The sequence below is a fragment of the Stenotrophomonas lacuserhaii genome (assembly GCF_014836545.1).
Classification (GTDB): domain Bacteria; phylum Pseudomonadota; class Gammaproteobacteria; order Xanthomonadales; family Xanthomonadaceae; genus Stenotrophomonas; species Stenotrophomonas lacuserhaii.
Window position 1 is genome coordinate 1 of the sequence record NZ_JACSQS010000031.1, and the last position, 13,899, is coordinate 13,899.

The 13,899-nt window shown below is 69.0% G+C and carries 17 protein-coding genes; 10 read left to right on the forward strand and 7 right to left on the reverse strand.

Annotated features, from left to right (window positions below; translation table 11 throughout):
* The first annotated feature begins 235 nt into the window (after positions 1-235).
* Positions 236-502, forward strand: coding sequence for a DksA/TraR family C4-type zinc finger protein (locus H9654_RS17455; protein WP_182657076.1), 267 nt, complete (start codon positions 236-238; stop codon positions 500-502).
* 315 nt (positions 503-817) lie between these two features.
* Here the strand turns inward: H9654_RS17455 and H9654_RS17460 are convergent, their stop codons facing one another.
* Positions 818-1,399, reverse strand: a complete 582-nt coding sequence (locus tag H9654_RS17460) for a mechanosensitive ion channel family protein (RefSeq protein ID WP_042615092.1) — start codon at positions 1,397-1,399, stop codon at positions 818-820.
* 36 nt (positions 1,400-1,435) lie between these two features.
* On the reverse strand, positions 1,436-1,624 hold the full coding sequence (locus tag H9654_RS17465; RefSeq protein WP_191771965.1) for a hypothetical protein: 189 nt from the start codon (positions 1,622-1,624) through the stop codon (positions 1,436-1,438).
* Between the two features lie 128 nt (positions 1,625-1,752).
* Here H9654_RS17465 and H9654_RS17470 point away from each other — a divergent pair, with 128 nt between their 5' ends.
* The 3 genes from H9654_RS17470 to H9654_RS17480 are packed head-to-tail and all read left to right on the forward strand — an operon-like array spanning position 1,753 to position 3,796.
* The gene (locus tag H9654_RS17470; RefSeq protein ID WP_191771966.1) at positions 1,753-2,328 is read left to right on the forward strand and encodes an RNA polymerase sigma factor; all 576 of its coding nucleotides are present in this window, start codon (positions 1,753-1,755) and stop codon (positions 2,326-2,328) included.
* Complete coding sequence (locus tag H9654_RS17475; RefSeq protein ID WP_406833496.1) at positions 2,325-2,879, forward strand: hypothetical protein; 555 nt, start codon at positions 2,325-2,327, stop codon at positions 2,877-2,879. The genes H9654_RS17470 and H9654_RS17475 overlap by 4 nt, the downstream gene beginning before the upstream one ends.
* Positions 2,880-2,905: 26 nt before the next feature.
* Entirely contained in the window at positions 2,906-3,796 is an 891-nt protein-coding gene (locus H9654_RS17480) for a DUF4097 family beta strand repeat-containing protein (RefSeq protein WP_191771967.1), read from the forward strand.
* Positions 3,797-3,859: 63 nt separating this feature from the next.
* Here H9654_RS17480 and H9654_RS17485 read toward each other — a convergent pair whose 3' ends face one another.
* The 3 genes from H9654_RS17485 to H9654_RS17495 form a co-directional block, all read right to left on the reverse strand.
* Positions 3,860-4,039, reverse strand: a complete 180-nt coding sequence (locus tag H9654_RS17485; RefSeq protein ID WP_042615088.1) for a hypothetical protein — start codon at positions 4,037-4,039, stop codon at positions 3,860-3,862.
* An 11-nt stretch (positions 4,040-4,050) separates the two neighbouring features.
* Positions 4,051-4,344: a YkgJ family cysteine cluster protein gene (locus H9654_RS17490; protein ID WP_191771975.1), complete on the reverse strand. Its 294-nt coding sequence runs from the start codon at positions 4,342-4,344 to the stop codon at positions 4,051-4,053.
* 243 nt (positions 4,345-4,587) lie between these two features.
* Positions 4,588-5,949: an Hsp70 family protein gene (locus H9654_RS17495; protein WP_191771968.1), complete on the reverse strand. Its 1,362-nt coding sequence runs from the start codon at positions 5,947-5,949 to the stop codon at positions 4,588-4,590.
* 123 nt (positions 5,950-6,072) lie between these two features.
* Between H9654_RS17495 and H9654_RS17500 the strand changes: the two genes are divergently transcribed.
* A complete protein-coding gene (locus H9654_RS17500; protein ID WP_042615086.1) occupies positions 6,073-6,408 on the forward strand; it encodes a zinc ribbon domain-containing protein YjdM in 336 nt (111 codons plus the stop codon).
* Between the two features lie 4 nt (positions 6,409-6,412).
* Here H9654_RS17500 and H9654_RS17505 read toward each other — a convergent pair whose 3' ends face one another.
* A complete protein-coding gene (locus tag H9654_RS17505; RefSeq protein ID WP_191771969.1) occupies positions 6,413-7,573 on the reverse strand; it encodes a tetratricopeptide repeat protein in 1,161 nt (386 codons plus the stop codon).
* 231 nt (positions 7,574-7,804) lie between these two features.
* Here H9654_RS17505 and H9654_RS17510 point away from each other — a divergent pair, with 231 nt between their 5' ends.
* From H9654_RS17510 to H9654_RS17525, 4 genes are all read left to right on the forward strand, one after another.
* Positions 7,805-8,407: an HD domain-containing protein gene (locus H9654_RS17510; protein WP_191771970.1), complete on the forward strand. Its 603-nt coding sequence runs from the start codon at positions 7,805-7,807 to the stop codon at positions 8,405-8,407.
* Positions 8,408-8,450: 43 nt separating this feature from the next.
* Positions 8,451-8,621, forward strand: coding sequence for an oxidoreductase-like domain-containing protein (locus tag H9654_RS17515; protein ID WP_182657082.1), 171 nt, complete (start codon positions 8,451-8,453; stop codon positions 8,619-8,621).
* Entirely contained in the window at positions 8,618-9,235 is a 618-nt protein-coding gene (locus H9654_RS17520; protein ID WP_191771971.1) for a DUF998 domain-containing protein, read from the forward strand. The genes H9654_RS17515 and H9654_RS17520 overlap by 4 nt, the downstream gene beginning before the upstream one ends.
* 79 nt (positions 9,236-9,314) lie before the next feature.
* Complete coding sequence (locus tag H9654_RS17525) at positions 9,315-10,640, forward strand: virulence factor family protein (RefSeq protein ID WP_191771972.1); 1,326 nt, start codon at positions 9,315-9,317, stop codon at positions 10,638-10,640.
* Here H9654_RS17525 and mprF read toward each other — a convergent pair.
* Positions 10,637-13,195 carry a bifunctional lysylphosphatidylglycerol flippase/synthetase MprF gene (gene mprF, locus H9654_RS17530; protein ID WP_191771973.1) on the reverse strand — a complete coding sequence of 853 codons (2,559 nt, stop codon included), beginning with the start codon at positions 13,193-13,195 and terminating at the stop codon, positions 10,637-10,639. The genes H9654_RS17525 and mprF overlap by 4 nt on opposite strands.
* Before the next feature lie 183 nt (positions 13,196-13,378).
* Here mprF and H9654_RS17535 point away from each other — a divergent pair, with 183 nt between their 5' ends.
* A complete protein-coding gene (locus H9654_RS17535) occupies positions 13,379-13,726 on the forward strand; it encodes a RidA family protein (RefSeq protein ID WP_042615079.1) in 348 nt (115 codons plus the stop codon).
* The last annotated feature ends 173 nt before the right edge of the window (positions 13,727-13,899 follow it).

The window sequence follows — 13,899 nt, forward strand, 5'->3', positions numbered from 1 at the left end:
GTCAGGGGGCCGGGCGGGGGGGCTGGGCGGGGGCGTTGAGTGCCATGGATGGCGCGAAACGAGGCCCGCAGGAGCGGCTTTTGCCGTCCCCCGCCCAGCCCCATTGCCCGGCCGAGACCGAGGCTGTTGCTCTCGAGCCACCCGCGAGGGGGTCTCACCCGTTCGCCACACCCAACGGGTGCTTCACCCGTGCCGGATTAGGCTGGAAACCCGTATCCCCGTGGAGGAAGCCCCCATGGCCACCGGATGGGCACAGGACGGCGCCGTGCAGGACCAGATCGACGCTACCGTCGACGATGCCATCGCCCGCGCCCGCAGCCAGCTCAAGCAGGGCCCCGGCCTGGAACACTGTGAAGAATGCGACGCCCCGATCCCGCTGGCCCGGCGCAGGGCCGTGCCCGGCGTCCGCCTGTGCGTGGCCTGCCAGCAGGCCCACGACGAAGACGAAAGCGCCCAGTCCGGCTACAACCGCCGCGGCAGCAAGGACAGCCAGCTGCGCTGAACCAGCGGCATCCTGCCGAATATCGCGGACACGGGCCGCCGGCCATGCGTCTGGTGGGAAACCCCTGAGTCAGGGGCGGCCGCGAAGCGGCGGGGTGTGGGTGTTGGTGAGACGGGGCCCGCGGTTTGCGCAGCAAAGCGTGGGAGCGGCAGCGCGAATGCGATGACGTGGACCCGCGCCATGGATGGCGCGAAACGAGGCCCGCATGGATGCGGCTCTTGCCGTCCCCCGCCCAGCCCCACCGCCTGGCCCCACCCCCAGCGGCAGCTTGAAAGCCACCGGCCGCGAGGGGGTTCCTACCCGTTCGACAACCACTCAACCGTCGCCCTGGATCCCACCCGGCGCCGTGGACGGATCCCGCCACCGCCGCACGGTGCGCTGGAAGAACAGGTTGTTCGGCAGCTGCAGCACCGTGCCTTCGTGTCCCTCGCCGGTTTCCTGCAGCGTGGTGTAGATCAGGTTCACGTCGATCACCCGGCCCTTCAGCCCCGGCTTCTCGCCGTTCTCCAGTACCTCGATGTAATCGTGCAGGCGGAACGGCCGCGTGGTGAAGATCAGCAGCGTGCAGAAGATGTTCGACAGCACGCTCCAGGCCGCGAAGAACGCCACCGCGCCCACCGCCGCAAAGCCGGTGAAGGCTGTCCACAGTACCGTCCCGGAGGTGCCCAGGATGCGCAGGATCACCAGCAGCGCGCCGAAGTAGATGACGAAGGTCGTGATCCGGCGCGCGCCCATCACCATTTCCGGCGGAAGGGTGTAATGCGCAGCGAAGCGGCGGATCAGCCGTCGCAGCACCAGCTTCAGCAGCCACGCGGCCAGCAGCGTGGCCAGTACCAGCAGGACCATCTCTGCTTGTTCCAGCCAGGCATGGGCCCACGGCGGCAGGTACTTTTCCATCGAACAGACATCCGGTAACGCAGGGGGAGGTCGATGTTACCTGCGCCCGGCCCGGGGATCGACCATCGCCATGGCGCCGGGCAGGTCGGCACAGGCCGTCACTACGCCCTGTTGCAGCAGGCAGGCGCGGTTGCCCTGCAGGCGCACCTGCAGTTGCAGGGGATTGCCCTGCAGCAGGCCGCAGACGAGGATGGCAAGCAGGCCGCTGGCGGCGGGGGTGGACATGGGCCTTCTCCGTGGCCGGGGTGGCCGCTGGGTACCTGGCTTGGATGCAGGCGGGGGCCGAAAGGTTTAACGCCACCTCCCGCTCAACCGCTTTAAACCTTTTCCGCAGGCGCCGCATCCAAGGGGCTATGCTCGACACGCTCACGCCCGCACTGGATACAAACCTGCCTGCCTACGACGAACCGGCGGTGGTGCGGGCTGCCGCCGCGGGCGATGTGGCCGCCTACGAGCAGCTGTACCGGCGGCATGCGCCGCGCTTGTTCGCGGTGGTGTGGCGGTTGTGCGGCGGCCAGCAGGCACGTGCCGAAGACGCGCTGCAGGAAGCGTTCCTGCAGGCCTGGAAAGCGCTGCCGGCCTTCCGGATGGACAGCAGCATCGCCACCTGGCTGCATCGGCTGGCGGTCAACGCCGCGTTGATGGAGCTGCGCGCACGCAGCAACCAGGCGCACGACAGCCTGGACGATGCGGATCTGGACCTGCCGCAAATGCACGTACATGACCGCTGCGCCGGGACCGAGCGCGACCTGGAAAAGGGGCTGGCCACCTTGCCGCCGCGCGCGCGCGCCGTGCTGGTACTGCATGACATCGAAGGCTGGAAACACAGTGAGATCGCCGAACAACTGCAGATGGCGGTCGGCAGTTCGAAGGCACAGTTGCATCGAGCACGCGGCCTGTTGCGCGCGCGCCTGGGAGACATGACATGAACCACGAAGACCCCCGTATGACCGACGACACCGACCACACCGACGATGCGCTGCAGCAGCGCCTGCGCGCGCTGCCAAGGGAGCTGGCGCCGCCGGGTGACGGTTGGGCACGGTTGCAGGCTGCGCTGCCGCCGCGGCCGCCGATCGTGGCCGCCCCGCCGCGCACGCTGGGCCACGGCCGCTCCGCACGGCGCCGCCTGCGCTGGGCATTGCCAGCCGGCGCGGCATTGGCCGCCAGCGTTGCCTTGTACTGGGTGGCGCCGATGACGATGCAGCGGCCATCGCAGACGCCGGCTGGGCCCAGCGTGCTGCAGCAGCAGGCCGGCGCGATGAGCGCCGATTACCAGCAGGCCATCGCAGCGCTGCCGCGGGTCGACGCGCCGGAGTGGCGCCCGGCGCTGCGCGAGCTGGACGACAGTGCCCACCAGATCCATGCCGCGCTGGCGCAGAGCCCGCGTTCGCGCCACCTGCTTGAACAGCTGCAGCGCACCTATGCGCTGCGGCTTGAACTGACCCGGCAGGCGGCAACGTCTACCGGCCTGCCCAGCTGATCCGATCCAACAGGAGAATCACGACCATGAACGTTTGTTTCCTACGCCGCCCGCTGCTTTTCGCCGCATTGGCGCTGCTGGCCCTGCCGGCGTGGGCGGACACCCGCGTCGATGAGCGCCACGCCATCGCCAGTGGCGGGCGGGTCGAATTGAGCAACATCGCCGGCAAGGTGGTGGTACGCGGCTGGGACCGCAGTGACGTGCAGCTCACCGGCACGCTCGCCGAGGGGTTGACCCTGAAGCAGGAAAAAAGCGCGAACCGGGTGCGCTGGGAAGTGGAGTACCCGCGGCGCAACAACAATGGCGGTGCCACGCTGGAACTGCGCGTGCCGCGTGCGGTGGAGCTGCAGTTGGGCACGGTCAGCGCCGACCTGGACATCAGTGCGATCGACGTCAAGCGCCTGCAGGCAAACACGGTCAGCGGTGACCTGCGCGCTGCCGGTCGCAGCGGTGAGAGCACGCTCAACACCGTCAGCGGTGATGTCGACGCGCAGGTGCAGACCCCCCGCATGGACGCGCGGACGGTGAGTGGCAGCATCCGCGCCGGTGGCGGGCTGTCCGGCGAAATCGGCGCCACCTCGGTGTCGGGCCGGGTCGCCGTGGAGGCCGGGCGCACCCAGCGCATGGTCGTGGAGACGGTATCGGGCACGGTCGAGCTGTCCGCGGCGGCCTTGGCGCCGGGCGGGCGGATCAGCGTGGAATCGGTCAGTGCGCCGATCTCCCTGCACCTGCCGCGCAACGTGTCCGCGCAGCTGTCGGTGAACAGTTTCAGCGGCTCCATCCAGAGTGACGCCGGCAAGGTGGAACGGCCGCGTTACGGCCCTGGCAGCTCGCTGGATACCCGCTTGGGCAATGGTGATGGGGACATCAGCCTGGAATCGCATTCCGGTGGCGTGCGGGTGCGGCTGGATCGCTGACCCGTTGGCAGGGGCCAGCCTTGGCCGGCCCCGGCGGTGCTGCCGCCGCGGTCGCCGACGCGGTCAGCTGGCTTTCTTCAGCGACCAGGTGTTGCCGAGGACTTCGATCTTGCCGCCAGCCTTGCGGAACGCGGCCAGGTCGGCGGCGATGCTGTTGCTGCTGGGCGTGGACGATGAACCGCCCTTGCGCTCGTTGCGGATGGTGTTGCTGGCCTTCGCGGGGGTCTTTGCCTTGCGGGGCATGGGTGCTCCTGTCAGGTGGAAGGGTGGGGAGGGTTCCAGGCAACTGCCTGGTGCTGGTAATCCTGCCGTTCACGCTGGCAGTCATCGCCGCCCATCTCGAACTGGCGACAGATGGCGGGGCGCTGCGTATAGATGGAACAACGCAGGTGATACGGGTCGATGGCTGCGCACCAGCCTTCTTCGTTCTGCGCCATGCGGCGACCGCCGTGGCCGTCGCTTTCAACGAACCAGATGGGGACGTCATCGCCCGGCATCAACCACACCGGCATCCGGCAGCACACCGCGTCACAGCGACGACAGTCGATGGAGGCGGGGGTCTGCTCAGGTTGTAAGGCCTCGTGGGCCTTCGTAATGCCCAAGGATGGTCTCGATCGCGGCTCGGAGCGGGTGCGTGGTCATGGCAGCGCCAAGGAAAGCATGGCCACAGGGCCCGCAAGGGGCGGCTGCGCACTGAAGAGCGCGGCGTGCGCCACAAGGGCGGCACGTCAGCGGTAAGCGCAGGTGAATGTCAAGCCGGTCGAGTTTAACGCGGATCGTGCGGAGATATGTTAATGCGAACCCGCTGCGGCCAGCGCGAGCCCCTGCACGACGCCGAAGGAGGCATCGCCATGGACCTGGCGGGCTTCGGGGAAGGCATCGGCGGCGGCCTGCCGCAGGTAGCCGGCGCGGGACATGCCGCCGGTCATGAACACCGCATCCGGGGCCTGGCCGATGTCCTGGCGGACCTGGTCGAGCAGCTCGCGCAGCTGGCCAAGGTAGCCGTGCGCGGCCTGCCCCAAGCCCTCGGCGGAGGTTTCCGTCTGCAGCCCCTTTTCGATGAACGGCAGCGGACTGGCATGTGCGGCAGCGCCACTCAGGCTGATCTTGGCGCGTTCCACCTCACGGTACAGGCGTGCGGTGTTGCCGGTGTCCTGCAGCGCCTGCAGGCGGCTGCCATACGGGTCTTCGACGTGGTCGTAGCGGTGCTGGCGGAAGTCGCGCTGGCGGGTCATGTCCTGCACCATCGCCGCTTCCACGTAGTGGTGGGTCGGCACCCGGGTGATGCCGCGACCGAACAGCGGCATGTAGGCGGCCAGGCTGAGCGCCAGGTCGATATCGGTACCGCCGCGGGCGATGCCCCAGGCGCGGTGGATGCGCGGCGGCTCGCCCCCGCCCACGCGGGCATGGGCGATGTCGGTGGTGCCGCCGCCGATGTCCACGATGATCGCCTCGTGCGGCTGCCCACTGGTGGCGTGGTAGTGCATGGCGGCTGCGGCGGGCTCTTCCATGAAGGCCACTTCGTCGAAACCGGCGCCCAGCGCAGCTTCGCGCAGGATTGCCAGCGCCTGGTCGTTGCCGGCATCGCCGATGGAACTGCGGAACTGCACCGGCCTGCCCAACAGGGCTTCGCGCACCGGTGCGCCGAGCTGCGCGCTGGCGGTGAGCCGGATGTGTTCCAGGATGTGGGTGGCGATCCCGGTGATGGTCTGCCGCGCGCGCGGATGCAGGTTGTAGCCGAGCATCGATTTCGGGCTCTGTACCAGGTTGCCTTCGTTCTCCTCGAAGTAGGCTTCCAGCGCGTCATCGCCGTACACCGCGTTCTGCAGCAGCTGGCTGGAACTGCGCGGCTCGGCCATGCGCTTTTCCATCCACTGGCGGCGCAGCGACAGCAGTGCTTCGCGGCGCAGGGCTTCGGGCGGGCGCGCGTGGCCGTTACCACGCGCCTGGGCGGCGGCCGCTTCGATCAGCGCCTGCAGCTCATGCTCCTGGCCGGGTTCCAGCTTGAATTCACCGGGGTCCTGCATGATGCCGGGGAAGTACACCGAGGTGCGGAACTGGTCGGCGTCACCGAAACGGATCGGCTGTACCTGGCCATCGCGGACGATGGCTGCGGCGGAGTTGCTGGTGCCGAAGTCGATGCCCAGGCGCATGGTGGGGTTCCGCTGTTTCGAGGGCCGCGCACTGTAGCGCGCCGGCCGGCCCAGCGGTAGGGCCGGTCCGCCAGGGCGGGCGGTTACAATGGCCGCTGTCGAACTACAGTCAGGTTTTGCCCGATGTCCGCCACCCCCGCCTGCCCGCAATGCACGCTTGAAAACACCTATGCCGATGGCGCCCTGATGATCTGCGCCGACTGCGGCTTCGAGTGGACCGCCGAGGAAGGTGTCGGTTCCGGCGTGGTGGTACGGGACAGCAACGGCAACGTGCTGGCTGCCGGTGACACGGTCACGGTGATCAAGGACCTGAAGGTCAAGGGCTCGTCGATCCCGCTCAAGCAGGGCACGGTGATCCGCAACATCCGCCTGGTGGAAGACGATGCCGAGCACATCGAAGGCAACTCGGACAAGATCAAGGGCCTGGTGCTGAAGACCTGCTTCCTCAAGAAGGCCTGATGCCTCAGCGGCCCAGCCGCGCGCTGGCCTGCTGCCGCCGCCAGCGCTGCAGGCTGTCCAGCTTGTCCTGGTAACGCGACTGCAGGGCTGCACCGCCCAGCGCCTGTGCGCGCGCCAGTTCGCCATTGGCGCGCTCCAGCTGGCCGGCCATCAGGTAGGCACGGGCCAGCGCGAAGTGGAACTGGTGTGCGCTGTCGTACAGGCGCAGCGCACGCCGGTAATAGGTGATGGCTGCATCGGCATCACCGGCACGTTCGGCCTGGGTGCCGAGCACATACTGGAAGAATGGATCACTCTGCCGCACGCTGCGCAGGCGGGCCTGCAGGCGTGCCGCTTCGCTGGTTTCGCCCAGGCGCAGCAAGAGGTTGCTCGCATTGGCCAGGCTGGCCGGATTGCGCGGCGCGATGCGCAGCGCATCGGCGTAATGCTGCCGCGCAAGCGCCAGGTTGCCCTGGCGGGTTTCCAGGACGCCAAGGTTGTTCAGCGCCGAAGGGAAGTCGCTTGCCTGGCCCAACGCGGCGCCGTACCACGCACGTGCGCCCGCCACGTCACCGGCCTCCATCCGTTCGGCACCGCGGTTGTTGTAGAAGTGGGCAAGCGCCCGCGCATCACTGATCGGCCGCGGGCCGTCGCGGTCGTACAGCACGTTGCGGTCCAGGTCGACGGTGCCGCGGCGGCCGTTGAATTCGATGCCCGCGTTGACGTGGCCGACGTTGTAGAGCACGCCGGCATCCTGGTACCACGACACCACCTGCGCCACTTCCTGCACCTGCGCCTGGATGCCGATATGGCGCGCCAGGGTGACGAACAGCAGGGTGAAGGACAGGCAGTTGGCGCGACGATGCTGCCATGTTTCTTCGATGGTGTAGGTCGCCCCGGCGTCGTACTGCAGGTCCATGCCATCGCGGTCGAAGATCATTTCCGCCAGTCGAAGCAACTGCGGTCCACGGCCGCCGCCCGGATCGATGACGCGGGCCTGCAGCAGCGCGGAGAGTGCCGGCGGGATGGCCGTCACTTCAGCCGGGGAGGGGGGCGGTACAACCGTGGGTGGGACGGTCTGCAACCGGGCGGAAGGGGCCTGCACCGATGACTGCGCCATCGCCGGCGCGGCGGCCAGCGCGACCAGGGCAAGCATCACCACGGCGTGCAACAACAGGCGGTTCATCGCCATTCTCCGCAGGCGCGGCACGCGCCATCGGCTTGAGCATAGACCGACCCCTGCCCGCCGCCACACCGCTGGTCGGACACATGCCGGTCATCCACAGCGGGTGTGGACCATGCGCGGAGAAAGCTGTGCATAAGTGGCGATGACGCTGTCGTTGCAGGGCGTGTGAAAGGGTGGTGAAAGATTGTCCAGTGCTTGCGTCGCGGCGGCCCGCTGGCACATCCTGAGCGCATGGAATTCCAGCCGATCATCCTGCCCGCCGGGCAGTGGGACGCCCTGCAGGCCAGCTATGCCGCACCGCCGCGGGCCTACCACCACTTCGGCCACGTGCGCGCCTTGCTCCAGCACGCGCAGTGGGTCGCTGCGCAGGCGCCGTGGCAACAGCCGCGCGAGGTCTACCTGGCGGTGCTGTACCACGATGCGATCTATGAAAGCGGGCGCAAGGACAACGAGGCGCGTTCGGCTGAGCTCGCTGCCGAAGCCATCGCACAGTGGCTGCCCGAACAGGACATCGACGTGGCGCGGGTGCGCGAACTGATCCTGCTGACCGCGCGCCACGGCAGCCTGCAGCCCGGCGACGTCGACGACGAGGCGGCGCTGTTCCTGGATTGCGACATGGCCATCCTCGGCGCGCCCGAAGCGGTGTTCGACGCCTACGACCGCGGCGTGGCCGAAGAGTACGCCGGCAGCGTGCCAGCGTTCCTGTACCGTGCCGGCCGCCGCCGCTTCCTGCGCAACCTGGCGCGGCAGCCACGCATCTACCTCAGCGATCTGTTCCACCAGCATTTCGACGCACCGGCACGGGCCAACCTGCTGCGGGTGGCCGGGTCCTGACAGCGGCCGCTACACTGGCGGCCTGTCCTGTTGGCCTGATTGCGTGACTGATCCCGATCCCCGTCCGATACCGCCGGAAGCGCCCGGTCCGAACGAATGCTGCGGCAGTGGTTGCCCGTTGTGCGTGCTCGACCTGTACAGCGAAGAGCTGCAGAACTATCGGCAGGCGCTGGCGGCGTGGTTGCTGCGGCATCCGGAGGCAGGCGCGCCATGAACCGCGCACGCGACCTTCGCTGTGCCAGTGGCATTGCGATGGTGGCGTTGCTGGTGTTCGTGGCGACCGCCCTGTGGACCCAGTTCGCGCGCGCTGACCTTGACTGGGTCAACGCTACCCTGAGCCTGTATCTGCACGGACCCTGGGGGCTTGCGCTGCGCACGGCGTACTGCCTGCTGGCAGGGGCCATCGTGGTACTCGGGCTTTCCATGTACCGGCAGCTGCGCGGTCCGCGCCGCAGTGGCGCCGCCGCCCTGCTGTTCGTAGGTGCCGGGCTGGGCCTGGCAGGCGTTGCGGTGGGGGACAGCTGGCTGCCCGAGCGGGCCCCGCTTGCGTGGCCGCTGGTGCACGGCCTTTCGGCGATGACCGCATTCCTGTGCGCCAGCGTGGCGATGCTGCTGCAGTCCTGGTACCTGCGCGGCGAACCCGGTTGGAGGCGCGCGGCGGCGGTGCTGTGGTGGTGGGCGTGGCTGGCCTTCGTGCTGTTGTGGCTGCACGTGTTGTGGCGGGGGCCGCCGCGCGGGGCAGGGCAGAAACTGGTGATCGCGGTGATCGTCGGCTGGCTGCTGTGGTTGGCGTGGTCCGGCTGGCGCCACGCGCGCACCCCACGCTGAGCGGGCATCCATTCCGGCACACCCCTTGGCACCTGCCGGGCGTATCGTGGGCGCAGGTCAGGTCCTGTCGGAGTAGTGCATGCGGTTCAGTGGAAGATGCGCGCGCGCGCTGATGGCGTGGTGCGTGCTGCTGCCATGCGTGGCGGCTGGAGTGCCCGCGCAGCAGGCCAGCCATGGACGGTTCCAGCAGGTGCCGCTGGCACAGCCACACGGCACGGTGCAGCGCGTGGTGCTGTGGTTCCATGCGGCCGGCAAAGCCGACGCCGCGCAGCGCGAACGCGATGCGCTGCGTGACACCGGGGCGCTGGTGGTATCGGTGGACCTGGGACAACTGAAGGGCGCGCTGCAGCGCGAAGGCAGTGCTGCCTGCGCGTTCGGTGCGGGCGACGTGGAGAATTTCTCGCGCTGGCTGCAGGCGTGGCTGCACCTGCCCGGTTATCGCCTGCCGTTGCTGGCCGGTGACGGCGACGGCGCCCGGTTCGCCTATGTGCTGGCGGCGCAGGCTGGCGACGGGGTATTCGCTGGCCTGCTGACCACCGGCTTCCAGCCGGGTGTGGCACCGCAGCGGATGGCCTGCGGCGCTGGTATCGTCGATGGCACGCTCAAGCCTGTGCCGCTTGCGCTGCCCTGGCTGGCCGCCGATACCGGCGCGCAGTCGCGTGCCTTCCAGCAGACAATCGCTTCGGCACGTACCTTTCGCCGTACTGCTGGCGGCGATGCGCTGCCTGGCCTGCTGGCCGCGGCGCGGGTGCTGGGCGAAGCACCCGGGGTCAACGTGGCGCCTGCCCCGAAGGACCTCGATGGCCTGCCCGTGGTCGAGGTGCCTGCGACCGTCCCCGGCGATACCGTTGCCATCTTCGTCTCAGGCGACGGCGGCTGGGCGGGACTGGACAAGGACGTTGCCGCAGCGTTGGCCGCGCAGGGCGTGTCGGTGGTCGGAGTGGACTCGCTGCGGTACTTCTGGAGTGCCCGCACGCCGGCCGGCTTTGCCGCCGACCTGACCCGCATAGCCGACTACTACCGGCAGCGCTGGCAGCGTCCGAAGCTGATGCTGATCGGCTTTTCCCAAGGCGCCGATGTACTGCCTGCCAGCATCAACCGGCTGGCACCGGCGCTGCGCGCGCGGGTGGAGCTGATCGCGCTGCTGTCGGTGGGGCGCACGGCCGACTTCGAATTCCACGTCAGCAACTGGCTGGGCAGCAGCGATGACGGCCTGCCGATCGCACCGGAGATCGCGCGCCTGCCCGCCGACAGGACCCTGTGTGTTTACGGGCAGAAGGACGCCGACGCCCTGTGCCCGGACCTGCCACCGGGCGTGCGCGTGCTGCCGTTGCCTGGCGACCACCATTTCAACGGTGATCACGACCGCCTCGCGCGGGAGATCCTCAACGCCGCTGCGCGCTAGTGCCGCGGCTCGAGTGAGATCAGGCGCGTGGCATCGAGCAGCGCGGCCGGCAGGTGCACGCCACCGGGCGCGGCCAGGTAGCGCGGCCGCCACTGCGGGGCGAACTTGGATTTGAAGCGGCGCAGTCCGCTGAAGCCATAGAAGCGCTCGCCGTGGCGCGCCACCAGCGAGGCTGCGCGTGACCAGCGACCGGCCAGGCGGTGATCGGCCAGCCCGGACAGCGGCGCCATGCCCAGCGAGAAACGGATATCGCCGCGCTCGCGTCCCCACAGGAACAGTTCGATGAACAGGAAGTCCATCGTGCCCTTCGGGGCATCGGGCAGGTGCCGCATCAGGTCGACCGACAGCTCGTGGCCTGCCGGTGCGTGCCACAGGTTGGCGAAGGCCACGATGCGGCCTTCCGCTTCCACCAGCGCCACCGGGAAACGTGCCAGGTAGACAGGGTCGAAGCTGCCCAGCGAGAAGCCTTTTTCCTCGCCGGCCTTGTCATCCAGCCAGGCGCTGGAAACCGCCGACAGTTCGGGCATCAGTGCCGGCAGCTCGTCCGCTGCGGCCACGCGGAAGCTCAATCCGCTGCGTTTGCCACGGTTCCAGGCCTGCCGCAGGTCGGCGCGGTCGCGCCCTTCCAGGGTGAACTCCTGCAGCGGCACCATCGCCTCTTCGCCCAGTTTGACCAGCCCCAGCCCCAGGTCGAGATAGGTCTGCCAGTAGGCTTCGCCGACCTGGTAGAACACTGGGCGCAGGCCAAGGCGATCCGCTTCTTCGCGGAAGCGCCAGATCAGCGTCCGGGCCACGTCCGGCGGCCCCACTGGGTCGCCCATCGCGATCAGCGAGCCGCCATGCCGCTGCATCATCACAAAGCCCAGCCCGGCCTCGTCGCGCAGCACCGCCTTGTCGGCGGTGAGCACCAGGCAGGCCTGGGTATCGCGTGCGGCCGCCAACACGGGTGCCAGCGCCTGCAGGGTGGCCTCGTCGGCTGCCGGCAGCGGGCCGCGCGTGCTGTGCAGCAGCCGGCCGATGGCGAAGATCGCTACGGCCATCGCCACCACCAGCAGCGCGCGCAACGCACGGGGTGCATTGCCGGACAGCGCGAACTGCCACCACAGCTCGTTCTGGTATTCCACATGGCTGTAGACGAAGAACAGCAGCCACACCACTGCCACCAGCACCAGGCCCAGGTTGCGCAGCCACGGCCACGACCATGCCTGGTCCAGCAGCGCGCCTTCGCGGTAGAACTCGCGGCGCGCGGTCCACAGCGCCACGGCCACCAGAAGCGCGGCTACCGCGATCAGCACCTGCCCACCGCGCAGCCAGATCGGCAGCGGCGCGGCCACGCAGATCACCAGCGCCAGCACCCAGGCGGCATGGCTGCGGCGCGACAGTCCCTGGCCGATCAGCAGCAGAACCACGCCGGCCAGGCTGCCGAGCAGGTGCGAGGTTTCCAGCAGCGGCAGCGAGGCCGTGTGCAGGTGCCGATGCGGCGCCGGCAGCGTGCCGTCCACGATCAGCGCGGCGCCGACACTGAACACCGCCAGTGCCACGATGTGCGGCAGCCACGGGCGCAGCGTCTTCCAGCCAGCGCGGGTGGCACCGGCGCTGGCACGCAGCGGGCGGCGCAGCACCGGCGCAGTGGCCAGCAGCGTGGCCAGCAGCAGCGGCAACACGTAGTAAGTAACGCGGTAGACCAGCGCGGCGGCCAGCACCGCACCGGGTGCCACCTGCGGCAGCAGCTTCAGCAGGCTCCATTCGAACACGCCCAGTCCGGCCGGCACGGTGGAGACCAGCCCGGCCAGCACCGCCACCAGGTACATGCCGACGAAGCCGGGCAGGCCGGTGGGCGTGGAATCGGGCAGCAGCACGTACAGCGCGGCAGCGGCGAGCACCAATTCGACCACGCTGAGCGCGGTCACCGCCAGCATGGTGCGACGATCCGGCAGCCACAGCGCATGGCCGAACACGGAGAACCTGCGGCCTTCGTGGCCCACTGCCAGGATGGCCGCCGCATAGCCCAGCCACAGCGCCGCGCCGACCGTCTGCAAGGCGCCGACCTTCAGCGGCAATGCAAGGGCGGCTGCGGCCGGTTCAAGGCACAACGCGGCGCCAAGCAGCACCCAGGCGCCGAACACGAAGCCCAGCGTGCTCATCAGCACCACCTGGCCGATCTGCGCCAGGTCCAGCCCCGCGCTGCGATAACCGCGCAAACGCACCGCGCCACCGGTAAGCGCAGCGAAGCCGACGGTCTGCCCCAGCGCATGGGCGAGGAAGGCGGTGATGCCGATCCGTGCCGGATGCACGCGCACGCCGCTGCGGCGCAGCCCGATCGCATCGAAGCCGACCAGGCATGCGTAACTGGCCAGCCCCAGCAGCACGGCGAGCAGCAGTTGCCCTGTGCCGAGATCGTGGAAGGCCTGGCGCACCGCGCGGTAGCCATGTTCGTCGAAGGCGCCGGCCAGTCCGTGCAGCGCCACTGCCAGCACCAGCAGCGGAAACACCACCGTCAGCAGCCGCTTGGCGCGCTGGCGGGCAGGGGAGGCGAGCGGGGCGGATTCAGTCATTGAAGGAAAGTGGACCCGCACGGGCGATGGGCGCGTCAACGGCGCGAAGCTGCGCATCGTGCGCCTGTGCCGGGGGTTTGGCTAGGGGCGGGCGGTTGCGCTGTTGCACTGCCGTTGGCCATCACCACAAGCCGGTCGCGGTGGGCCAGAATGGGGCTTGTCCACAGAAAGAGGAGCACGCCCGTGTTGGAGCGTTTCGATGTTGGTCCGCGCATGTCCGAGATGACCATCCACAACAAGGTCGCCTACCTGTCGGGGCAGATTCCCGAGGACACCAGCCAGGACATCACCGGGCAGACCCGGCAGGTGCTGGAGGAGATCGACAAGCTGCTGGTGCTGGCGGCCAGTGACAAGCAGCACGTGCTGCGGGCGGAGATTTTCCTGGCCGACATGGCCGACTTCGATGGCATGAATGCCGCGTGGGACGAATGGGTGGTGGCGGGCATGACGCCGGCGCGTGCGACAGTGGAAGCCAAGCTGGCGCATGCAGAGTGGAAGGTCGAGATCGTGGTGACCGCCGCGGTTCCTTGATGCTGAGGGGCTGATGCGTTGCCGGGCTGCACCCGGCACCTGCTCTTCAAGCCACGGCAACGGCAACGGCAACGACAAAAGCTGCAGGGCTGTTCCGTTGGCGGGGCGGGGTGGCTGTGCAGGACACGCCGCAAGTACGTCCATGTAGGCTCGCTTTTCGCATCCATGCGAAA